Raw genomic sequence first — 20,960 nt, 5'->3', positions numbered from 1 at the left:
TTGTCGCGATCTGTACTGGCAACCACAGGGATGGATGTTGTGTTGAAGGGCAAATCGAAACAACAAGACCCTCATCCGGGCCCGACTCAGCTTCTCATATCAAACGGCACGCGAGTAGTCGTGGTGCGGGACGGGCCGTCAGACCGATATGGCTCTGTCGAGACGTTACGCGCGCAAAGCCGTTGAACTAGGTGTTTGAGTGCGGTCCATCGAGCGTTGGGTTCAGCAATTCCAGAAGAGCGGTGAACCAGGTTTGGTGTCGGCCGCGATAAGAGGTCAACTGGACTGGGCGCGAACGTAGACCTGCGGTGGACCGAATCTGCGGCTGAAGTGATGGTTGAGCACACTGTCCAATCGCGTCAATCGCAAACGATGGTGATCACGCGGGCCAACGCCAGAGTCGTCGCACGGTTTGGTGAGGGGGTGGTGGAGTTACATTCGCGTGCAACGGCGTTCGGCGTTCTCGCCGAGTTGGAGAAGCAGTATCCGACGTTTCGTCTGAGTACCAAGAGGACCGCGACATCGCGGGGCGGCCGGATGGCGGGTACGGAAAGGTGCGTCCGACTACGCCGGGTGAATACCTTCTGATGGACACCACACGCTTGGACGTTTTCGCGCTGGATCCGATCACGTTGCGGTGGGTGTTGACGACGAGCTGACGGTCGGGATGGATTGGTTCACCCGTTGCGTCACGGGCATCTAAGTGACGCCAGTATCCACGAAGTCGGGGATGCCGTGTCTATGTTGTATCAAACCTACTGGCCGCGGCCCGCAGGGAAGGACTGGCCAGCTCAAGCAGTGTGGCCCGAACAGGGTGTCCCCAAATCGGTCCTGATCGATGTCGACTCAATTGAACGTCCGGGCGCAGCCGGGCCGTCGATCGTGCCCGAGACCATCGTCGTCGACCACGGCAAGATCTATCTCTCGGAGCACTTGACGAGCGTGTGCCAGAGGGGGCATTTCGATCCAGCCCGCTCTTTTCCGGACGGGCCGGGATAAGGGGCCAGTGGAGCGGTTTTTCCCGAATCATCCGCGAAGATCTGTTGCGAGTCTTGCCCGGATACAAGGGCCCTGATGTGCACTCGCGCGGGCTGGATCCGGAATCGGAGGCGTTCTTTTACCCTGACGAGTTGGAGGCGATCATCCGCGAGTGGGTGGCCGTGGCGTATCACCGCCGCCCGCATGACTATGACCCCGACGACATCGCCCGGGCCTACGTCCGAGACCCGAAAACACGCGAGTGCGCCGGGACGAGGGGCCGTAGTTGTGGGCCCACTCACTCGGCATGTGCGGCACCGGTGGGCTGCTCACGGCGGCCCTCGACGATGTGGTGACGCGATAACTCGCGTCCCTCGTTCGCGACCGCGGACACCGAACTCATGTGAAGGCGGTCTCGGCAAGTGCGCAGCAGAGCGCGCGAACTGACGGCACCGACGGTCACCGTACTGTCCGTGGAAGCACAAGATGGCGGTCCAGCGCGTCACAGACGGAGTCTTTCGCAGGACATGCATTCGCCTTGGATGGGCCCCGTCTACTGGTTCGGCAGTGATGTCGTCTTGCCTGACCTGGGGTACGGACTCCAGATGAGTCATCAGTATCCCGATGTCATGTTGCCGCTGTTCCCGCGACGACGACATGCGCTCGGACTGATCGTGTACGCGGGCCGACACTTCCGGACGAAGTCCGCCAGGAGGTGGATTCTACGAATCGCTTACACGGCTCGCCGTGCTTCGGCACGAATAGTGAATGCCTATTTCGCCGACATCGAACAAGACACCTTGGTCCCCACGTCAGTGGCGATTGACTAGCTCGTGTCCGAGTCTATCAGTCAGCTAGCTTGCGGCACAGGGCTTTCAGCTCGGTCCAGCCCGATGCGTTGGTCGTGCGGAGGTAGTTGGGCGACCGCCCGCGGCCCGTCGAATTGGATGTGGTCGGCTCGAGTAGTCGAGAGTCAACGAGCCTGCGAATCACCGGCCGCACCACGCTGTCGGAGAGGGAAGTGTTGTTCGCAATGTTCCTGGTGGTGAACGGTTTACGGCCGTTCTGTGCGATCGCATTCACGACTTCGACCAGATGACAATTATTGAAAAGCGCGGCAGAACGATCTCTCTCGATGTCGCCGATCTCCCGAGTCACACGTGTATACTATGACACGTATAGCGATCTACGTCATAGAGGAACAAATGACCGCAGCAAGTCCACCGCAACTGGCGTTTGATGAGTCGATCGATAGCCAAGACTTGGATGCCGCGTCAGCGCCCCCTATCGGATTCGTGCGAATAGGGGGTCGAACCCTGGAGCCGACGCCAGTGTTCGACACGTACTGGCGTTTCGCCGCGCGCCGGCAGGCGATCTACGAAGCAAGAGTTGCCGGGCACAACGGTCCTTGGACGTCAGATCCTGTTCTGCTGGCTCATCGATTCACCAACTGCTATCGGGCCGCGGATCGTGTCAGTCAGTACGCAATTCGTGAGGTCGCGTACAGCGGGGATCAGCACCCTGATGAGCTCATCTTCAGGATCTTGTTGTTTAAGATCTTTAACCGGATCGATACCTGGCGACTGCTCACCGCAGAGCTGGGCACGCCAACTCTGGCGTCATTCGATGTCAACCGCTACGACGCTGTCCTGGGCGCGGCATTCGGTCGAGGGCAACGGCTCTACTCGGCGGCGTATGTGATGCCGTCGCCTGCTTTTGGTGCAATGCGTAAACATGTCAATCATCTTCGATTACTGGAGCATATGTTCGAAGACGGCATCGTGGACCGGCTTACTGGCGCCGTAACCATGCGGGAGGCGTTCGAGTGTATTAAGAGGTACCCAGGCATGGGCGACTTCTTGGCTTTTCAGTTCTTGATCGACATCAACTACTCGGCCGCACTGGACTTCGATGAGATGGATTTCGTCGTCGCGGGACCGGGAGCGCGCGACGGCATACGCAAGTGCTTCGGTCCGCACAGTGCCGGTATCGAGCCCGAGATCATCGAGTATATGGCCGTCACCCAGCATGATCACTTCGAGCGTCTCGGGCTCTCGTTTCGCGGACTGTTCGGCAGACCACTCAAGTTGATTGATTGCCAGAACTTGTTCTGCGAAGTCGACAAGTACGCGCGTGTCATGCACCCAGATATTTCTGGCTACAGTGGGCGGACCCGGATAAAGCAGAGGTACCGTGCGCTACTTGAGCCGGTGCCTGTGTGGTTCCCTCCGAAGTGGGGACTTACGTTCTGAAGTACCGGTCGTTGCGCTGTCTATCGGCTTTAGCGCGGTGTGAGTAGGGCTGATACGAAGACCATGTCGTCCCATGCACGCGGGCCGATGAGCGCGTATCCGTTGGCACCCCAAGAGGTGCCCCAGGAGTTCTGGATGCACATCAACTGATCCCCGGGCTCGACTACTCCCAGATCGGGACCGGTGTAACGCGCCGCCCCAACAAGCAGGACAGCGTGTCCGTCGGTGGGTGGTCCGGGCTCTGTAAGAATACCGCCGTTCAGATTCATGAATCCGGGCGTGACACGGAGTCCGATCACTGGTACATGATCGTCGTTGAGTTGGCGGATCAACGAGTCACGGGTGGGGGCAGGGTCGACGGTGAAATCCGCGTAGTGGAATGGTGCGGACAACGGCCCGGGCGGAACCGGGTGATCAGTGGTTTCATCGACGGTTGGGTCGTATGACCAGGCCGATTCATTGGGCTGCCCATCGGTGGACAAGACGACGTGCACCGACTCGACTGACCCGCAGCCCGTCGGCAACAGGCGACAGCGATGGTGCAGGTATTCGATGCATTTGTCTACGCCGCGACTGTGACGGTGTGCAGAGCTCGCGGCGCACGACAGGCAGGTAGGCCGGATGCCTTGATCGAGCACGGGGCCTGATGCTGACCGGTGGTCGGCGATCCAGTCCAACATTGCGGTCATGCACCAACCACGTGTTCGTCTGCCCAGTCATCGGTACTGGGAGCGAGAAGTCCTTGTTCGGCAAGCTGTTTGGGGCGAACCCGAAGATCGAATTGATAACTCGCATACGCCGCGTCTCCACCTGTCCACGGGCGAGTCAGCTCGAGCAGAACCTGAATACTTCCCACTGCGCGGGCAACAAAAGTCAACGAGCGCACCCCGGGGCCGGTGGTGATAGTTCGGACTGCGGCGTAGTCGGCAAACGGGCCAGACGTTCCAGTATCGGCGTCGCCGCTTTCGGATGCGGCCAGGTGGGAGTCCTGGACGAGTTCGATCGACGTGGTCGGTGACCCTTGATCGTCGAGTTGCTGAACCTCGGAAATCTGGATGTCGTCGCCCGACCATGCCAACGGTGAACCGGGTGGCCAATCGAATAGGCCCTTGACGTCAGGTGCCCGCACAAGCCACGCCATCCCGGTGCTGGTGTCTTCCGGCAGCTGCACGTGGATCTCATCCCCGATGCGACACATGACGGTGAGGTCATCGTTCTCCTGGGTCAGCATCCACACGTCAGCACGTGCATCGCCGACCGGCGCCTGCCCGCGAAGGTCATTCTTGGCGGCGGAAGCCCGTCGTTTGATGAACGCGCGTGCATCAGTAAGTGACAGGCGGTTGTCTCGGAACAACGCCCACACACCCGCTTCGTAACTGACACCGAGTTGCCTACTGAACAGGTAGGCGTCCGATCGTGCGAGCCTACGGCCGCGTCGAGTGGCCGGCAGGTCGCGCAGTGCTCTCGTGACCAACGGCCGTGGCATTAGCAGCGACGCGGCGAATGCCTGGGCCGCAAGCTCGACGGGGCTGTCTGGGTCGAAACGGTCCACCGCGTGCTGGTCGTCAGCAGAGTCTTGGTGACCAAGCACGTGATGGCCGATCTCGTGCGCGAGTGTGAACCGCTGCAGGCTTTCGGGCCGCAGACTGTTGATGACGATCCCAGATCGCCGATCACCACGAACATAAAAGCCGAGTAGGTTGTCCAGCGGCTGCATCATGAGCACCAAGTCGAGGCTGCGGGCAATCCCGAGGACATCGACGGGTCCGTCGAAGGTCGTCCCGAGCCGCCGGTGCAGTCGCGTGGCGGCCATGGAGGCACGAGCCTGGACTTGCTCTGTTTCGCGTGCACTAGGCATGAGGGATCACCCGCGGTATCGGTCGGTCAGCGATCACGGTCTATCCACCGGCCGATGCGATGCGTTGCTGAGAAACTCTACAAACCGCAGAACCTCGTCTTTATCGTGGTCGGAAAGCTTATTGGTTGCGCGAAAAAGTTGCGTGGTACGGTCATCGACGAGCCCTTCGCTGCCGAGTAGCCGGTTGGGGGTCGTGCCATAGAGTGCGGCCAGTCGGGCTAGTTCGCCGCTGCTCACCTTACGGCGACCAGTTTCAAATGCACTCACCGCTGCCCGAGGCAGTCCGAGCACACGTGCTACTTGATCTTGACTCATGCCGAGGTACTCGCGTTCGGACCGAAGCCGTTCCGCGAGCGCTTCTTCGAGCCCGAGTTCATCGCTTGGTTTACTGGGGCGTTGTCCTGTGAGTTCGTCGTCTGTGGAATCCATGGTCATCACTCCTTCGTCGCAAAGCGCCGATCAGTTATAAGCCACGCAACGGCTACGGCCACCGCCAGGTTTCCTTCGTGTGCTGCGGAGACTGACCATTTCCACCCCTCGGCGTTGTGCGGCCACGTCTGTCCGTGCGAAGGCCTGATGTGGATGGCGCCGTCCGCAGCGGTCAGAACTTCGATTGCCTTCGGGTTCAGGCCTTGCCGAAAGCCCGTGCCGATAGCCTTACTTACAGCTTCCTTGATCGCCCATCGGGTCGCGAACTTGCGGGCTAGATCTCGGCAGTCGACGATCTCTTGCTCGGTGAAGATGCGCCGTTTGAACCGATCCCCAACCGTGCTGGTGAGTTGCCGAGCAAGAACGTCGATCTCAACGACGTCAACGCCGAGCCTCGGTGCGGACTGAGCGCTGCCCTCGCCACCGCGTACTGAGGCGTCACTGAGCGCACGGGAGAGCAGATCGCTCAAGGCCTTGACATCGCGTGATTGCCCAGGACCAGGACCTTGTGCGACGGTGACGTTGTCTGCTGCGTCGCGGCAGGAATGGGGGGTCATGGGTTGCCGGTTAGTGCCGGGAGTTCCAGGTCGGACCATGACGAACCAAGCTGCCGCGCTTGCCATTCGATGGGTACCGGTTGTTCTGCCAGACACGCGCGGCTGGATTCAAGAAGCGAAACACGCTGAGAGGCCGCGGCGCTTTCGATGTCGGCATGGGAGGCGACAACCATCAGTTCTCCTGGCCGTAGGTCGGTATCCGTCTCGTGGACGAGGAAATGCTGCAGGCGGGCCAGGCCGAGAAAGTTGCCGTATGCACGGCCGACGAAGGTCTGATGCCGATACAGCGCTGTCATGGACAAAGTGCCGTCGGTGACGTTGAGACTGATGTGAGACAGGCACTGACCGCCCCGGGTAGCGTTGTCGTAACCGGGCACGAACGTTGACGCAGAGGCGCCCGGCGATCGGTTTGCCGGTTCGTCTTCGGGCGGCTCGCACGTCAATGAGAGCTCGTAGCGGTCCCGGTAAGTCGGTTTGTTATTGAGATACTCGACCAGTCGCTTGATCTGGTTGAATTCACCCTTGTCGTACGTTGGGTACCTCACGAGCCGCCCGGCGTAGGTCCCTGAGTTGGGCCCCCACGAGGTGACTGTTCCCTTTCGACCGGACTGGCCCTTGCGGACGGCGTTGTAGAAGCTGTCGGCTCGGCCGACTCGGTACAACGAAATCGGAAAGATTGTATTTGCCACCGTATGAACGCTCTTGGCGTTCCGTATAAAGCCATCGCGGCCTTCAAGTCGAAGCTGTGCGACAGCTCGGTCAATCTGCCGACGCACACCGGAGAGCTCTAGGCCCGGATTGGCGATGGTAACCGTCAGATTCACGACTTCGTTGGCCGTGGTGCCAGCGAGAAGCTCAAACGCGTTCACCCACGCATCACCGATATTCGATCCGTGAACATGTTCGCTCATAGTCCATCTTTCAGTGCTACATCGATGAGAAGCCCGAGGCTTGACCATTGGTCTCGGCCCAACTCAGCCGGCGTTGGTAGTTCGCGGTCAACGGCGACTTCAGCGGCCACCAGGAGATATTCGGCAGTCTTGCTCTCCAACTCGTGCATGTAGTCGTCCCCGGGCTCGGCGAGCGCACCGTCGACTTCCTCTTGACCGAAAAGGTCGTACAGAGCTTCGATCATTGCCGATCGCACTGCATCTCGGTCAGTCATACTCGCCGCCCCACGTTCCCAGAAAATTCTTGAACTTCCGTCAGTATAGAGTCATGATGATTGATATTCAAGACTTGATTTTTGAGAGGATGATTATGGAGCTTGATATCTATCAACATGCCGCCTGGCGTTTCGACAAACAGGGATCGGACCATCCCACCGGATTGACCGTGAGCCTGCTAGGCCTCAGTGGTGAGGTCGGTGACCTCCACACGAGTCAGAAGAAGCGGGTGCGTGACCACGTCACCCCATCGTCAGCTCCAGATGCCGATACCGAGGCGATCGGCGACATCCTCTGGTATTTGGCGATAACGGCGTCCCGACTCGGTGTTGACCTGAACCGAGCGGCTGAGGGGAATCTGAAGAAGATCGCTGACCGGTGGCCAGCGACCGACGCACCATACCCACACGCCGGGCCAGACCGCCCAGAGGCCGGCGGGATTAGGCCACCGAGTGTCACGCTCGGCCAGGCCCGCATCTTTGATGACGGTTATCGGCGGGAGCAACGCCTTCCTCGTCAGTTCCGCGTGGTCATCGCGCCAGACCCGTTTCTCGGGTCGGGCCGGGTCCGCATGATTCGGAACGGCCAACGGTTTGGCGATCCTCTCAGCGACAATGCTGCCGAGTCCGACTGGTACCGGTACCACGACGCATTTCACCTGGCATACGCGGCGATCTTGGGCTGGAGCCCCGTCTTTCGAGCTCTCGGTGCCCTCAAGAGGAGGGACGTATCACTGGTCGACGAAGTTGAGGACGGTGGTCGCGCGATCGCGATCGAGGAAGGTATCGCTGCGTTCCTATTCGAAGAAGCGCGACGCAACGACTGGTTTGCCTACGGCCAGTCGGTACCCGGAGACGCCCTGGCGTTGTGCCGACGGTTGACGTCGCAACTCGAAGCCAGAGTGATTACGGCCATGGAGTGGGAGCGAGCTGTACTTACGGGCTTCGATTGCTGGCGCGCCCTGGTTGACGTAGGCCGAGGCGTATTGGTCGGTGACCTCGACACGCGCACTCTTACGGTCGAACCACTGACTGACGAAGATGAGTCCCTGCACCACCACGTTTGCATGAAAGCAGCAGTGGAACAGCGAGCCGAGAAGGACAGATCCAAACGCGAGGACACCCCGACTGAAAAAACTACCCGGATTCGCCGACGAATCGCCGGCGCAAAGCGCGCCTTGAGGTGGAGGGCGCTGTGAGCAAGAGCGAGCGGGCTGGCAGAACATACAGGACGCGCCGGTATCGATTGGTGCGATGGGTGAAACCTCAGTGAGGCTCACCCGTGGTCCCGAAGTCGGACGATCAGATTCGAGGACCTGTTGTCCAGTGGAACGCGCTGACCAGTCAGCGGATGTCGGGCAACAGCGACGCTCTCGCGGAACGGGCAGGCACGACGGAATTGCTCACGCCCCTCGGTCCAAACAGGTGGCCAACTTCGGATTCGTTCTCAACCGCGAGTGAAGTCGATATCGAGCCATGCCGTCGGCCCGTAGACGTGTCTTAGAACGTAGTTTGTCGGCCCCAGAGTGCTTCCGTCTTCGTCGTTCGTCGAGACGTGCTCGGTACAGGTGACAGTGCACCGTCGATGATCTTCCAGCCGGTATCTGCGCCAACTTGCACCCATCGTTGCGGTCCTCAGTTGACACTCAGTCTCGCTCGACAATGTCACCAGAACGGCGCGCCGTACTCGATCCCGATCACGTTAGCTGCTCACTGTCGTCGCTCACGCCAACATCAAATCATGGCGGTCTGACACCCCTTACGAGCTATCACACCGACCAGCAAGCGCCGCAGCGTGGGAATAAGCGCCATCGAACGATAGCCGCGGGTGGGCCAGCGCGGCGTCGCGACGGGCTGTGTCGCAAATTACGACCGCAGTAGGGCGATCGCCGGCCACGGCTCTCGGTCTGCGGGTCCGGGGAAACAAAACACATTTGCTGGCGCAGCCACTGAGCAGCTCGTCCTCGACGGCGTCCCGTCGTCATCAGAAGGTGCGGGCAGTTCCCCGACGTCGGCCCGTACGCGCGGTCGACCATTCAGATGACGTGCTAAGTCCAGCGATACGCCAGCGTCAGCCTTCAGCCACCGACCGCGAGTGAGGCAACACACCTTCGTCGAAGCTGCCGGTCAAATCGTGAACGCCCGCGCGACCGCCGCGACCGGTGGTTCCCACCACGCCTACCACGGCCCCGCGCCAGCGACGGATCTGACGGTGATCGTTGGGCACCGAAGCCCTACGCTCAAAGTGCTTGCGGCCACACAGATCACCGGCAACGCTCACTTCAACGAAGTGTTCCTCACCGACGCCTACGTCGACGCCCAGAACCGGCTCGGCGAAGTGAACGACGGATGGAAAGCGCTGATGACAGCGCTCGGCCTGGAACGGTCGGTCATGGGCGGACGAGCCGCCGCCCCCCGTGTGAGAGACGGCGAACGCTACGTCGGCACCGCAGACAATCTCGTCGCCCTCGCCCTCGCCCGCCGCCACCGTCGAAGCGATGACCCACTCATCCGCGATCGGATCGTCGACATCTACGCCCAGCGCGCCGCGGTGACACTCAACCAACTTCGTTTCGCTGCCGCGAGCAAGGCCGCATACCCCGCGGCGATGTCGATGAGCAAGCTCGCGATGTCGCGGCTCCTTCATGCCACTGCGGGCCTGCGCACCGACATCGTCGGGATGCCGGGGTTGATCGATGAACACGACGCGCAGCCGTCAGATGGTGAAGTAGCGAACTTCCTGACTCTGGAGGCATACTTCACCTTCATCGGTGGCGGAACTGATCAGGTTCAGCGCAACATCATCAGCGAACAACTCCTCGGTCTCCCCAAGGAACACGATCCCTCGAAATCCATCCCGTTCAGCGAGGTGCCGAGCTGATCAGCGCAACGGGAACCGCGACCGGATCACGCGCGCCGATCTGCTGAAAGCGTCAGTGCGGCAACTTGTCACGGACCTTCATCTGATGAGCGGTTGGTGTTCAGTTCCACCGACGCCGTGCTTGGTTAGTGGGATCATGCTCGATCCTTCCCCGACGTACTTCGATCAGCGGCTGGGTCGAGGCCGACGGCGCCGACGACATGGATCGATGCGTCTGCGTGCAGAAACTCAATGCGGACGGCGTCGAGCGGCCGACCTATGTATTGGGTCAGCCGCACCACCCGTCGGGATCGGCCCGTGGGCTACGAGCCTCCAGGACCTGGGGTCAACTGCCGTCGCTACACCTCGTACGCGGGTCGATCCCTGCGTGTGCAGCACTACCGCACTCACATTTTCCGGCGGAACCAGTCGGCGACGAACTCGGTACGCTCTGCGGAATGGTTGTAGATGGTGTGTTCGCCGTCTTCCCACACCCGTATGTTCGCGTCCTCGGACAGGGTCATGAATGCCGTTGCTGCGTCGAGCGTCTGCAATGGGTCTGCCGCCCCGTGGAGTACTAGCAGAGATGCGTCCATGGAGTCGGTCATTGGGTCGAGCCAGACCGATTCGAGGGTACGGGCGAGTTCTTCGTCATCATATGTACCGGTCAGCGCCATGGCTTGCTCACGAGCGGTACGGAACTGCGATGGGCGTGGGTCGATCTCGGCGCCGTTGACGCAGCAGGCCGTGAACCGGCAGTCGGCCACTGCTGCACGTGCCGCGAGGAGCCCGCCGAAACTGTTGCCCCACACGCCGAACCGAGGAGTGAGGTCATCCCGGTCGGCGAGCACATCAAGCGCCGCCTGAAATGCACTGTCGACGGATCGGTCGAGGTAAAGCCCGTTGAAGATGCGGGTTTCGCCTTGGCCGGGTGCCTCGAGGAGCAACGTGGCGAGTCCTCGGTCGGCCAGGGCTTCTGCCTGGCGATGATATGCACTGCCCCAACCGCTTTGGCCTCCGACGATGACGACCACGCCGTCGGCGACGCGGTCGGCGGCCGGACGAACCAACCAGCCGACACAGTGGGAATCGCGGTGCGGTATCTGAAGCCGCTCCACCAAGACTCTGTGGGTGTCCAGCTCGGCCGCTGCGGAGTAGCTGTCGACAAGGCTCTGGTACAGGTTCCGTTTGCGGTCGGTATCACTGTTGAAGGCCATCTGGGCGAAGTTGAACGCTGCAGTCGCTCTGCGAAGGCAGGCTGCCGCGGTGATGATGGAGCCTTGCTGCACTGCGTCCTGAGCCCGAACGACCTGCGTGCGGGCCAATTCGCTCGCGGCGGTGTCCCATGGGGTCCCGCTGTCGGAGTTCGAAAGCTGGTTCGCGTCCCATGGGTCCATGCCGTAGTCGAGCATGCGCGTGACCGGCATCGCGAGCACCTGCGTGAAGCGTAGCTTCTCGGCCTCCGATGGGCTTTCTGGTCGGTCGTCCGCGGCTCCGCCGTCGTCGCTTGTCATTTCGATTCCGTTCTCATAGATCGATCTGGTCGCATTCGTACACAGCTATTTCGTCAGTGCCGGTCAGTAGTCGACGCCGTCCCGCACAGGACCGTGGAGATGAGCTCACGTTGACGTGAGCGACGCGCGAGGGTCTCGGCACCCGTGCCCGGTGCAGGTCGTGCTGGCCGCCACGCTGGTTATGGAGCGACACGGGCGACGCGGCCGAGAGGAGCGAACGGCGAACGCGCCCACGCCTTCATCGCACTTCTGCGCCCTGTCGTCGATGTAGTGAACACGATCCGATCGGGCCTGACGAAGGCGACGTCGGCCCCGTGTCGCTTGAAGAATTCGAGCGCGTGTCCATCGAGGTCCTCCACGGTGATGGTGCCGGGCTGGAGCCTGGTCGGGCGGTGCCCCGGTCGGCAAACCGCGATGTATACCGCCCCGTGTGAGGTCCATCGGTCACCGAGGCCATCCTGTGGATCGCCGTGCCGGCGGAGCACGGCCCACCGGTGTCCGATCACGTCATCGAGTCGGACGATCCTGCCGTCGGAGGTACGCACGGTCGGTTGCGGAAAGGCGTGTCCGGCGCCGGCGCGACGGCTCTCGAACGCGCCCGTGCGGTAGCGCAGGTGAGGCTTGAAGCGTCCTTCGGTGAAGTAGCGGAAATGCGATGCGAACCGGAGCGCGACATCGCGTGCCTTCGCGACACGGGGACTGCGGGTTTGAACCAGCGCCCCGGAGACCTGGGTCAGCCTGGTCATGTGCTCGACGTGCGGTCGTCGCTCCAGCTCGTAGCTGTCGAGCAGATCGGCCTCCGCTGTTCCGGTAATCACCGCGGCGAGCTTCCATGCGAGGTTGTGTACGTCGCGCATTCCGGAGGCGAGCCCCTGGCCTGCGAACGGCGGCATGAGATGCGCTGCGTCGCCGGCCAGCAAGATCCGGCCGACGCGCCAGCGGGCGGCGGTGCGGGCGTGGAAGGTGTAAACGATGTGTCGCAGGATGGTGATCCGGTCGGGGTCGACCCACGGCGCGACTAGTCGTCGCGCGTTTTCGAGACTGGCGAACTCGTCGTGGTCCTCTCCGGGCAGCACCATGAACTCCCAGCGATGGTGAGTGCCGGGCAGAGGTACGGTGACGGCAGGCCGGTCGGTGTCTCCGATGAACTGGAAGGCCGAGACGTTCGGCAGGGGTGCCTCGAGCTTTGCGTCGACGACGAGCCATGGCTGCTCGTAGGTGGCGCCACCGAACTCGATCGCGCACAGGCCGCGCACTGTGCTGCGGCCGCCGTCACACCCCACCATGTACCGGACGCGTAGGGGCGTCTGCTGTCCGCTTTCGCTGGTGCGGGTGCGGAGCGTCACGCCGTCAGCATCGTCGTGCACCGCTTCGACACATGTCCCCATCCGGACCGTGACATGTGGGTAGCGCTCAAGGCCGTCGTGTAGGACGCGTTCGAAGTCGGGCTGGTAGAAGAAGGCGAGCTGAGGAAACCCGTTGTGGCGACCGACCGGGCACATCGTGACGAGGTTTCGGCCCTGAGTCGAGAGGAACTCGGTGCTCTGACCGAGGTCCAGAACGGGGAGGAGTTGCTCGATTAGTCCCGCCGCCTGGAAGATCCGCATCACCTCGTCGTCCGTCGACCCCGCGCGAGGCAGCGTGTGCGGCTTGATGTCTCGTTCCAGAACGACGGTGGTGATGCCGGCTTGGCCGAGTAGGTTCGCCAGCATCGCTCCGACCGGGCCGTAACCCACTATCGCGACATCCGCGTCGAACGTACCGGTCGTACCGCCCTCGGCGTCGGCGTGCGTGCTCGCTGTTGTCATAGCGCGGCAACCTTTCTTCAGATGGCTGCACCGGCAGGTTTTCGGGCGCCTAGATACTTTCTGACGATATCGTCAACTATTTGCCGAGTCTTGTCAACACTTTCTGAAGGGTTTCGTCAGGATAGGATCGTCGAGTGGCAGATTCCGTGGACCCCAGACGGGTCCGTACCCGCGCCGCGCTCGTCGCGGCGGCACAAACGCTGCTGGTCCAGGACCGCACGAACGTGAGCGTCCTCGAGATCACGCGGCTGGCAGGCGTTGGCCTGGGCAGCTATTACAACCACTTCGATTCCAAGGAATCACTTTTCGCCTCTGCAATCGACAACGTGTTGGAGATGCACGGACTGCTGATGGACCGGGTCACCGAAGCCATCGACGATCCTGCCGAAGTCTTCGCCCGCGCCTTCCGTCTTACCGGTCGGTTCCATCGGCTGATACCGAGCGCCAGTCAGGTGCTCCTGCGGCGCGGACTCGAGCTGATCACGGCGCCGCACGGGCTGGCTCCTCGCGCGATGCGCGACATCGAGAACGCGGTCGCCGCCGGGCGATTCTCCGTCACGGATCCGGAACTGGCCTACGTCGCAACCGCTGGAGCGAGCCTGGCCCTCGGCCAACTCTTGCACGCGCAGCCCGATCGCGACGCCGCCGATGCGGCCGACCAACTCGCCGCCGACCTCCTGCGCATGTTTGGTATTCCGGAGGACGAAGCTGAGGAGATCTGCGCCCGGCCGCTTCCGGATCTCGACGAGCTCATGGCTGTGGCGCTCGCCGATTCGGGCCAGATGTCGTAGTCAAGTGTCAATGCGCCGACCACTCAATGAGGTTCGCCGGTCCGACGAAGATCGTGAATGTGTTGGAGCCGGCCAGCGCCGCCGAACTGTCCAAAGCGGTTGATCGGCTGGCGCTCGTCGAGACGGCTCACGCGCTATTGACGGCGAGTCATCGAAGATGACCGCGTGCTCGGCGAAATGGCGCAGAGGGAGCCGATGACTCGGGGGCAGGCGCCGAGGCGGCTCAGTCGCTGCAGTTCTAACGGCAGCGGACGAGACACGCAGGGCGTTCTGATCACCGAATCCGCATGGTACCTGCGTCTTTCAGGCTATGTGGGGACGGAGTCGTTCTGGGCGTCGACGGGAGGGGTGAGTCTGCGCGGAGCGAAGAGGAAGCTGGTCGCAGCTGCGACGGCGACGATGATGGCGACCACGATCATGGAGGCGGAGAGGCCCTCCATGAAGGCGTTTCGCACCGTGTCGGCGAGCGCGGACCCGGCGGGGCCGAGGTGCGCGGCGACCGCCAGCCCACCGGCGGCTGACTCCCGGGCCGTTTCCGCGGCCTCCGCGGGGAGCGTGTTGAGGTCGGGCAGATTCGATGTGTAGGTCGAGCTGTACACCGCGCCCATGAGTGCGATCCCGATCGCTGATCCCACTTCGCGGGTGGTGTCGTTCATCGCGGAAGCGACACCCTGCTTGGTGAGGGGCAGCGAGCCGACGATGGCGGTCGTTCCGGTGGAGCTGGCCAAACCGATACCGATCCCCGCCACTATCAGGCCGCCGAGGAAGGGCAGGTAGCCGGAGTCGGCATCTATGCGTGAGACCGCGACGAATCCCGCGGCGAGTAGCACTAGCGCGAGGCCCATGGTCACGTTCATGCCGATGCGGTCGACGATCCTGGGGGTGGCCAGGGAGACGGGGACCACGACGATCGCCACCGGGATGAGAGCCACCGCACTGATGAAGGGGCTGTATCCGACGATGAGCTGGAGGTATTGGAGGCCGACGAAGAAGAATCCGAACAGCGCCATGAACTGCACGATGACCACGACGCCCCCGGCGCGGAAGCCGGAGATGCCGAACAAGCGCGGGTCGAGCAAGGGGTGCTCGGTGCGCAGCCCGGCGATCGCGTAACCGGCGAAGGCCACGACGCACAGTGCAAGGGACGCGATGACGATCGGCTCGGTCCAGCTCTTCTCGTTGCCCTCGATGATCGCGAAGACGAGCGTTCCGATGCCGATGGTGGTGAAGAGTGCGCCCAGCAGGTCGGGGCGATGTCTGTCCTGATCACGGGTGTTCTGGGACAGCATCAGGGCCGAGAGTCCGGCGGCGACGGCCAATGCCGCGCTGACGTAGAAGATCGACCTCCACGACCACATCTCGAGCATGGCGCCGGCACCGACCAGGCCAAGGATGGCGCCGGCGGAGGCGAACCCCGACCACACTGCGACACCACGTGCGCGTTGGGCGTCGGGGAAGGTCGCGGTGATGGTGGACAGGGTGCCCGGCATGATCATCGCGGCGCCGAGCCCCATCACGACCCGCCAGCCGATCAACTGCTCGGCCGAATCCGACATCCCCGCCAACAGGGAGCCGATCGCGAAGACGACCGTCCCGACGAGGAGGACGTTGCGCCGGCCGAGCCGGTCGCCGAGGGCTCCGAGCGTGAGTACGAGCGCGGCCAACGTGACGGTGTAGGAGTCGGCAATCCAGGTGAGCTGCGCGTTGCTTGCGCCCAGTGTCACGGCGAGTTCGGGCATCGCGAGGTTGATCGCCGATACGGATGCGACGACCAGGACGAGTGACAGGCACATCGAGAACAGCACACCGGCGGTCCCGGCGCGACCGCCGGACTGAGCCCCGGCGGCGGAAGAACTGGTGGACACGGGACTACCTCCGATAGCAAAGTGACGAAATAGTCATAACTGACGAAATCATCACATGCTGTGCGTGCGACATGCAAGACCAGGGCCGAACGCTCTTCAGCCTCGACTCACCACCTTCAACCAGGTTTCAGCAACTATTTCTGACGAATTCGTCAAAACGCTTGACTGACGAAACCTCCGTAAGTGACGATATCGTCATAACAACGGAACGGAGGCCCGATGTCCATCACCGCAGACGTGCACGACGGGTTGCACGCCGACGACGGAGCGCTGCCGGGCGAGCACCCTGGCCGTCACCCGAACCCCGTGATCAAGGTGCACGACATCGCGTGGCTCGAGTTCGAGAAGCCAGATCTGGTCCGCACCGCGGCCTTCGCCGTCGACTTCGGGTTCGCGCCGACCCTGCTGACGCCGGATGAACTGCACCTGCGCGGTGCTCTCGCGGGGTCGCCGTGCGTGATCGTGCGGCGTGCACCCCGCACCGCGTTTACCGGTGTGGCCTTCCGCGCCGACCGATCGGACCTGACAGCCGTCGCCGACGCATGGGGGCGGACGGTCGAGCCGTTGGACGAGGCACTGGGTGGCTGTTCGGTCACCACCCGCGACCCGAGCGGGTGCCGCGTGCGGGTGGTCGCCGATGTGACCGAGTGGCCCGCGTTGCCGTTGCAGTCGGTCCGCGGTCCCTTCAACTTCGGCGGTTCTCAGCAGCGGTCGAACGAGATGCAGCGACCGCCGCGTGCGCCGGCCGTCGTCGAGCGTCTCGGCCACGTCGTCCTGCAGTCCAACCGGTATCTGGAGTCGCTGAACTGGTATCTGCGACACCTCGGGCTCATCGTCAGCGACTTCCTCTACTACCCAGGACAGCGCTCTCGGGGTCCGGTCATGAGCTTCATCCGCTGCGACCGCGGCAGTGCGCCGTCGGACCATCACACCCTGGCGATGACGCTCGGCCCGGCGAACCGCTATGTCCACTCGGCGTATCAGGTGTGTGACCTCGACGCGCTCGCGGCCGGCGGCGAGTACCTCATCGACAGAGGCTACGACCGCTCCTGGGGAGTCGGTCGCCACATCCAGGGCAGTCAGATCTTCGACTACTGGCGCGATCCCGACGGCTTCCTCGTCGAGCATTTCACCGACGGCGACCGTTTCGACGATTCGGTCACCCCCGGTTGGGCACCGATGACCGCGTCTGGTCTCAATCAGTGGGGACCGCCCGCGACCGCGGACTTCCTCGGTGTCAAACCCGGACGCGCCGCACTGCACGAGTTCACCTCGATCCTCACCTCGTTGCGGGAGTCCGACAACGAGTTCGATGTCCACCGCCTCCTCGGCCTGTTGAAAGTTGCCCGCTCATGAGCTTCTCCGTACTTCGTACCGCCGACGGGTGGTGGGTCTCGGTCGCCGACGGTGCCCGCCGCGTCGCCACGTCGGCGACGACCACCGCCGAGCTGATCGCCGACGTCGCGTCGGTCGCGGCCGCTGTGGCCGACTCGGCCGATGTGGTGGACCCGTCTACGTTGACGCTCATGTCACCGGTTACCGCACCGTGTCGGGTGATCGCGCAGATGACGAATTACGTCTCCCACGTGAAGGATTCGGGCATGGATCCCGAGAAGGTTCCGCTCACGTTCTTCCGCAAGTCGTCGGGATCGATCGCCGGACCCTTCGACGACATCGTCAAGCCCGCGCACGTATCCCTCCTCGACTACGAGGTCGAGATCGGGCTCGTGTTCGGGCAGACCATCCCCGTCGGCTCAGCTGTCGACGACGATCTCGTCGCCGAGGCAGTGGCCGGGATCGTCGTCACCAACGACGTATCGGCGCGTGACGTGCAACTGCCGAAAACGCAGTTCTACGAGGCGAAGTCGTATCCGACGTTCACCCCCGTCGGCCCCGTCCTGGTCCTCTTCGAACCGGGGGAGTGGGAGAAGTTCTCGACGCTCACCTTGGAGCTGCGGGTGAACGGGGTGACCCGGCAGAACAGCACCGTGGCGGACATGATCTACAGCCCGCTGGAGGCACTGCGCACGCTGACCCGGTTCCAGCGGGTCGATCCCGGTGACCTGCTCCTTACCGGGACGCCCGGGGGAACGGCGCTGACCGCACCCCCCAAGCCGATCGAGATCATCGGGTCATTGTTGCCGTCGCACCTGAAGTGGAAGGCGTTCTTCACTCGCCAGGCCCGCAATCCGAAGTACCTCCACGACGGGGATGTGGTGGAGACCACCATCCGCTCGGGTAACGGGACCCTCGACCTCGGCATGCAGCGCAACGTGGTGCGCTACGCATGACATCTCCGCACGCCGCGCTGTGGCCGCGGTACGACAGGCCCGTCGACCTCGCGGAGATCGAGACCGTGCCGCTCGACGATCGCGGCCTGCCCGCGACGACATACGATGCGCTTGCCCGCGCCGCGTCCCTGTGGCCGGCGCGCACCGCGCTGCGTGTCCTTCCCGATGCGACACGGTGGGAGCAGCCAGTCGAGCGCACGTACGCCCAGTTGCTCGAAGCCGTCGCGCATCATGCAGCGGTCCTGCGCGCAGCCGGAGTGGACCGCGACGACGCGGTCGCTGTGCTCTCGCCGAACTGTCTCGAACTCGTCGAGACCATCCTCGCGGCGCAGCGCGCAGGCATCGTCGCTCCAATCAACCCCGCGATGGACGGCGGCCATGTCGCAGACCTGCTGCGTCGGTCGGGTGCCCGGGTCCTCGTCGCCGCTGGACCCGAGCTGGACTCGGGCGTCGTCGCGAAGCTGGCTGATGTCATCGCCGGGACGAGCGTTGAGATCGTGTTCCTGCTCCGCCCGACCGGCGGCACGTCCGCCGACGTCCCGTCGATCCCGGGCGCCCGCATCGTGGCCTACCTCGCTGACGCCCCTGCCGGACCAGATGTCGATGACACTGTTATCACCGACGACATCGCGTCGTTGTTCCACACCGGTGGTACCACCGGCACACCCAAGTTGGCAGCACACACGCATCGCAACGAACTCGCCAACAGCTGGATGATCGCGGCCAACAGTGTCCTCGACGAGGACTCGGTGCTGTTTGCGGCGCTTCCCCTCTTCCACGTGAATGCGTTGATGGTGACCGTGCTCTCGCCGATCCTGCGTGGGCAGACGGTTGTGTGGGCGGGTCCGCTCGGTTATCGGGACCCGGCCCTGTACGGCGTCTTCTGGCGGCTCGTCGAGCGACACCGGATCGCCACGATGAGCGCGGTGCCGACGGTGTACTCCGTCCTGGCGCAATGCCCGGTCGACGCCGACATCTCGAGCCTGCGCGCATGCATCGTCGGGGCATCAATGCTGCCGCCGGCAGTCCGAACGGCGTTCGAATCCCACACCGGAACACGATTGCTGGAAGGGTACGGCCTCACCGAGGCCACGTGCGCGAGCGTTCGGAGCTTCCTCGACGGGCAGCCCGCGGGATCGGTGGGCCAGCGGATGCCTTACCAATACATTCGTGCGGTCGACGAGTCCTGGGGTGACGTGCCCGACGGTGTAGTGGGTCGGATCGTGGTGTCCGGGCCGACAGTGTTCGCCGGATACGTCCGAGCACGCAGCGCGACCGGTTTCCAACTCGATACAGCAGGCAGCGTGCACGACGGCTGGTTGGATACCGGTGATCTGGGTTCGGTGACCGCCGAGGGCTTCCTCACTCTGACTGGCCGCGCGAAGGACCTGATCATCCGTGGTGGCCATAACATCGATCCGGGGGTGGTCGAAGACGTTCTCCTCGATCACCCCGACGTGACCGGTGCCGGCGTCGTCGGCCGTCCCGATGTACACAGTGGTGAGGTCCCCGTCGGATATGTGACCCTACGCGCGGATGCCTCGGTGACCGGGGAGCAACTCGCGACGTGGGCATCGCGGCGCGTCTCTGAGGCCGCTGCGGCGCCGAAGGCCGTCACCGTCGTCGATGCGCTGCCGATGACCGATGTCGGTAAGCCGCACAAGCTCGCGCTCCGCGCCACCGCGACGACGGCCGCGCTGCGGGCGGCCCTCGACGACGCGGGCTGCCAGACCGAGGTGTCCACTCGTATCGACGACGGAGCCGTAGTCGCGGTCGTCACCCCGCACGTTGACCCGGACACCACTGCGAGTGTGCTCGACGGGTTTCCGATCCGGTGGGAGTGGGCGGACATTCTGCCGTAGTCGCGTCTCGCTCAGTGGTTTCCGGTGGTGTGCCTGAGTAGGTCTGTCAGGTGCTCGGCAATCTGTTCGCTGTCGAGTCCGCTATGCGGGTAGAGGATCTGATCGATCAGAAGTCCGTCGAAGGAAGCGATGAACGCCGCGGCGCGACGTTCGGGTTCGGAGCATTCGATGGCGCGCAGCTTGTCGGCCACCATATCGGTGAATCCTTCACGAAACCGCGTGAGCAGATCGATCAGGGGAGACGGGTGCGTCGCTTCCAGCAACAGGGCATAGCGGGCGCGCTGACGATCGCGGGCTGCGCCGGTTGCCCAGGCAGTGAGCCAGGCCGCTGCGAGCCGGCCGGCTTGTTCAGTCGTCATTTGCGGGCGGAAGTCGGGCAGTGCGGCGACTTCCCGGAGGTCAAGCGCGACGATCCGTTCGCCGCATGCGTGTAGCAGCGACGCCCGCGTCGAGAAGTAGTTTGCCGTCGAGCCGGCCGGCAGCTCGAGAAAGCGATCGACTGCGCGATGGGTCAGCCCTCGACTCGGCGGCTGGGCGAGCAGATGGATCGCGGCGTCGACGATCGAGGTCCGTCGATCGCTGGGCTGGCCTGGCACACCCAAATCTAACTCGGGTATTGCCAAAACAACAACCGTTGTTCTATACAGATACAACAAGCGTTGTTTCCTGCCGACCGGCGAGCGACCATTCGCTTGTTCACCACCTGGAGGCCCAATGTCTGCAACGTCGT

The 20,960-nt window shown here is 63.2% G+C and carries 18 protein-coding genes; 7 read left to right on the top strand and 11 right to left on the bottom strand.

The annotated features are described in order from the left end of the window. Positions 1 to 1,824 precede the first annotated feature (1,824 nt). A complete protein-coding gene (locus HH308_RS25195; RefSeq protein ID WP_170197022.1) occupies positions 1,825 to 2,136 on the bottom strand; it encodes a hypothetical protein in 312 nt (103 codons plus the stop codon). 47 nt (positions 2,137 to 2,183) lie between these two features. Between HH308_RS25195 and HH308_RS25190 the strand changes: the two genes are divergently transcribed. Next, positions 2,184 to 3,230 carry a nucleotide kinase domain-containing protein gene (locus tag HH308_RS25190; RefSeq protein WP_211188837.1) on the top strand — a complete coding sequence of 349 codons (1,047 nt, stop codon included), beginning with the start codon at positions 2,184 to 2,186 and terminating at the stop codon, positions 3,228 to 3,230. A 29-nt stretch (positions 3,231 to 3,259) separates the two neighbouring features. On the opposite strand, the gene HH308_RS25185 is transcribed toward HH308_RS25190, so the two are convergent. The 6 genes from HH308_RS25185 to HH308_RS25160 all read right to left on the bottom strand — a co-directional run bounded on the left by HH308_RS25185 (position 3,260) and on the right by HH308_RS25160 (position 7,209). Continuing rightward, positions 3,260 to 3,622 (bottom strand): C1 family peptidase, encoded by a 363-nt coding sequence (locus HH308_RS25185; protein ID WP_170197021.1) that lies wholly within the window; start codon positions 3,620 to 3,622, stop codon positions 3,260 to 3,262. Between the two features lie 293 nt (positions 3,623 to 3,915). Beyond that, positions 3,916 to 5,043 (bottom strand): ImmA/IrrE family metallo-endopeptidase, encoded by a 1,128-nt coding sequence (locus HH308_RS25180; RefSeq protein WP_170197020.1) that lies wholly within the window; start codon positions 5,041 to 5,043, stop codon positions 3,916 to 3,918. Between the two features lie 78 nt (positions 5,044 to 5,121). Further along, the gene (locus tag HH308_RS25175) at positions 5,122 to 5,517 is read right to left on the bottom strand and encodes a helix-turn-helix domain-containing protein (protein WP_170197019.1); all 396 of its coding nucleotides are present in this window, start codon (positions 5,515 to 5,517) and stop codon (positions 5,122 to 5,124) included. A 5-nt stretch (positions 5,518 to 5,522) separates the two neighbouring features. Beyond that, positions 5,523 to 5,987: a holo-ACP synthase gene (locus tag HH308_RS25170; protein ID WP_170197018.1), complete on the bottom strand. Its 465-nt coding sequence runs from the start codon at positions 5,985 to 5,987 to the stop codon at positions 5,523 to 5,525. A gap of 83 nt (positions 5,988 to 6,070) precedes the next feature. Continuing rightward, the gene (locus HH308_RS25165) at positions 6,071 to 6,985 is read right to left on the bottom strand and encodes a thymidylate synthase family protein (protein WP_170197017.1); all 915 of its coding nucleotides are present in this window, start codon (positions 6,983 to 6,985) and stop codon (positions 6,071 to 6,073) included. Then, a complete protein-coding gene (locus HH308_RS25160; RefSeq protein ID WP_170197016.1) occupies positions 6,982 to 7,209 on the bottom strand; it encodes a hypothetical protein in 228 nt (75 codons plus the stop codon). The genes HH308_RS25165 and HH308_RS25160 overlap by 4 nt, the downstream gene beginning before the upstream one ends. Positions 7,210 to 7,292: 83 nt before the next feature. On the opposite strand from HH308_RS25160, the gene HH308_RS25155 reads away from it, so the two are divergent. Together HH308_RS25155 and HH308_RS25150 are read left to right on the top strand one after the other, a co-directional pair. Then, positions 7,293 to 8,438, top strand: coding sequence for a nucleoside triphosphate pyrophosphohydrolase family protein (locus HH308_RS25155; protein ID WP_170197015.1), 1,146 nt, complete (start codon positions 7,293 to 7,295; stop codon positions 8,436 to 8,438). A 1,046-nt stretch (positions 8,439 to 9,484) separates the two neighbouring features. Next, entirely contained in the window at positions 9,485 to 10,120 is a 636-nt protein-coding gene (locus HH308_RS25150) for an acyl-CoA dehydrogenase family protein (protein ID WP_211188836.1), read from the top strand. A gap of 386 nt (positions 10,121 to 10,506) precedes the next feature. On the opposite strand, the gene HH308_RS25145 is transcribed toward HH308_RS25150, so the two are convergent. Continuing rightward, the gene (locus tag HH308_RS25145; protein WP_170197013.1) at positions 10,507 to 11,613 is read right to left on the bottom strand and encodes an alpha/beta hydrolase family protein; all 1,107 of its coding nucleotides are present in this window, start codon (positions 11,611 to 11,613) and stop codon (positions 10,507 to 10,509) included. 179 nt (positions 11,614 to 11,792) lie between these two features. Continuing rightward, positions 11,793 to 13,421, bottom strand: coding sequence for a bifunctional 3-(3-hydroxy-phenyl)propionate/3-hydroxycinnamic acid hydroxylase MhpA (mhpA, locus tag HH308_RS25140; RefSeq protein ID WP_170197012.1), 1,629 nt, complete (start codon positions 13,419 to 13,421; stop codon positions 11,793 to 11,795). Between the two features lie 134 nt (positions 13,422 to 13,555). Between mhpA and HH308_RS25135 the strand changes: the two genes are divergently transcribed. After that, a complete protein-coding gene (locus tag HH308_RS25135; RefSeq protein ID WP_170197011.1) occupies positions 13,556 to 14,212 on the top strand; it encodes a TetR/AcrR family transcriptional regulator in 657 nt (218 codons plus the stop codon). A 308-nt stretch (positions 14,213 to 14,520) separates the two neighbouring features. Here the strand turns inward: HH308_RS25135 and HH308_RS25130 are convergent, their stop codons facing one another. Further along, on the bottom strand, positions 14,521 to 16,077 hold the full coding sequence (locus HH308_RS25130) for an MFS transporter (RefSeq protein ID WP_312870849.1): 1,557 nt from the start codon (positions 16,075 to 16,077) through the stop codon (positions 14,521 to 14,523). Between the two features lie 219 nt (positions 16,078 to 16,296). On the opposite strand from HH308_RS25130, the gene HH308_RS25125 reads away from it, so the two are divergent. From HH308_RS25125 to HH308_RS25115, 3 genes are read left to right on the top strand one after another with little or no spacing between them, the layout of a single operon-like run. After that, complete coding sequence (locus HH308_RS25125) at positions 16,297 to 17,433, top strand: VOC family protein (RefSeq protein WP_170197010.1); 1,137 nt, start codon at positions 16,297 to 16,299, stop codon at positions 17,431 to 17,433. Continuing rightward, the gene (locus tag HH308_RS25120; RefSeq protein ID WP_170197009.1) at positions 17,430 to 18,368 is read left to right on the top strand and encodes a fumarylacetoacetate hydrolase family protein; all 939 of its coding nucleotides are present in this window, start codon (positions 17,430 to 17,432) and stop codon (positions 18,366 to 18,368) included. Before HH308_RS25125 ends, HH308_RS25120 begins: the two co-directional genes overlap by 4 nt. Beyond that, a complete protein-coding gene (locus HH308_RS25115; RefSeq protein WP_170197008.1) occupies positions 18,365 to 20,230 on the top strand; it encodes an acyl-CoA synthetase in 1,866 nt (621 codons plus the stop codon). The genes HH308_RS25120 and HH308_RS25115 overlap by 4 nt, the downstream gene beginning before the upstream one ends. 11 nt (positions 20,231 to 20,241) lie before the next feature. Here the strand turns inward: HH308_RS25115 and HH308_RS25110 are convergent, their stop codons facing one another. Further along, complete coding sequence (locus HH308_RS25110) at positions 20,242 to 20,886, bottom strand: TetR/AcrR family transcriptional regulator (protein ID WP_170197007.1); 645 nt, start codon at positions 20,884 to 20,886, stop codon at positions 20,242 to 20,244. Between the last annotated feature and the right edge of the window lie 74 nt (positions 20,887 to 20,960).

Source organism: Gordonia asplenii (assembly GCF_012933505.1).
In the GTDB taxonomy this organism is placed as follows: Bacteria; Actinomycetota; Actinomycetes; order Mycobacteriales; family Mycobacteriaceae; genus Gordonia; species Gordonia asplenii.
Note: the sequence above shows the minus strand (reverse complement) of the source record. Positions and strands in the feature narration are given on the sequence as shown.

Coding starts and splice junctions, on each gene's coding strand:
- HH308_RS25190 (WP_211188837.1), top strand. CDS start 2,184: ATGACCGCAGCAAGTCCACCGCAACTGGCGTTTGATGAGTCGATCGAT.
- HH308_RS25180 (WP_170197020.1), bottom strand. CDS start 5,043: ATGGCCGCCACGCGACTGCACCGGCGGCTCGGGACGACCTTCGACGGA.
- HH308_RS25175 (WP_170197019.1), bottom strand. CDS start 5,517: ATGGATTCCACAGACGACGAACTCACAGGACAACGCCCCAGTAAACCA.
- HH308_RS25165 (WP_170197017.1), bottom strand. CDS start 6,985: ATGAGCGAACATGTTCACGGATCGAATATCGGTGATGCGTGGGTGAAC.
- HH308_RS25160 (WP_170197016.1), bottom strand. CDS start 7,209: ATGATCGAAGCTCTGTACGACCTTTTCGGTCAAGAGGAAGTCGACGGT.
- HH308_RS25155 (WP_170197015.1), top strand. CDS start 7,293: ATGATGATTGATATTCAAGACTTGATTTTTGAGAGGATGATTATGGAG.
- HH308_RS25145 (WP_170197013.1), bottom strand. CDS start 11,613: ATGACAAGCGACGACGGCGGAGCCGCGGACGACCGACCAGAAAGCCCA.
- mhpA (WP_170197012.1), bottom strand. CDS start 13,421: ATGACAACAGCGAGCACGCACGCCGACGCCGAGGGCGGTACGACCGGT.
- HH308_RS25125 (WP_170197010.1), top strand. CDS start 16,297: ATGTCCATCACCGCAGACGTGCACGACGGGTTGCACGCCGACGACGGA.
- HH308_RS25120 (WP_170197009.1), top strand. CDS start 17,430: ATGAGCTTCTCCGTACTTCGTACCGCCGACGGGTGGTGGGTCTCGGTC.
- HH308_RS25115 (WP_170197008.1), top strand. CDS start 18,365: ATGACATCTCCGCACGCCGCGCTGTGGCCGCGGTACGACAGGCCCGTC.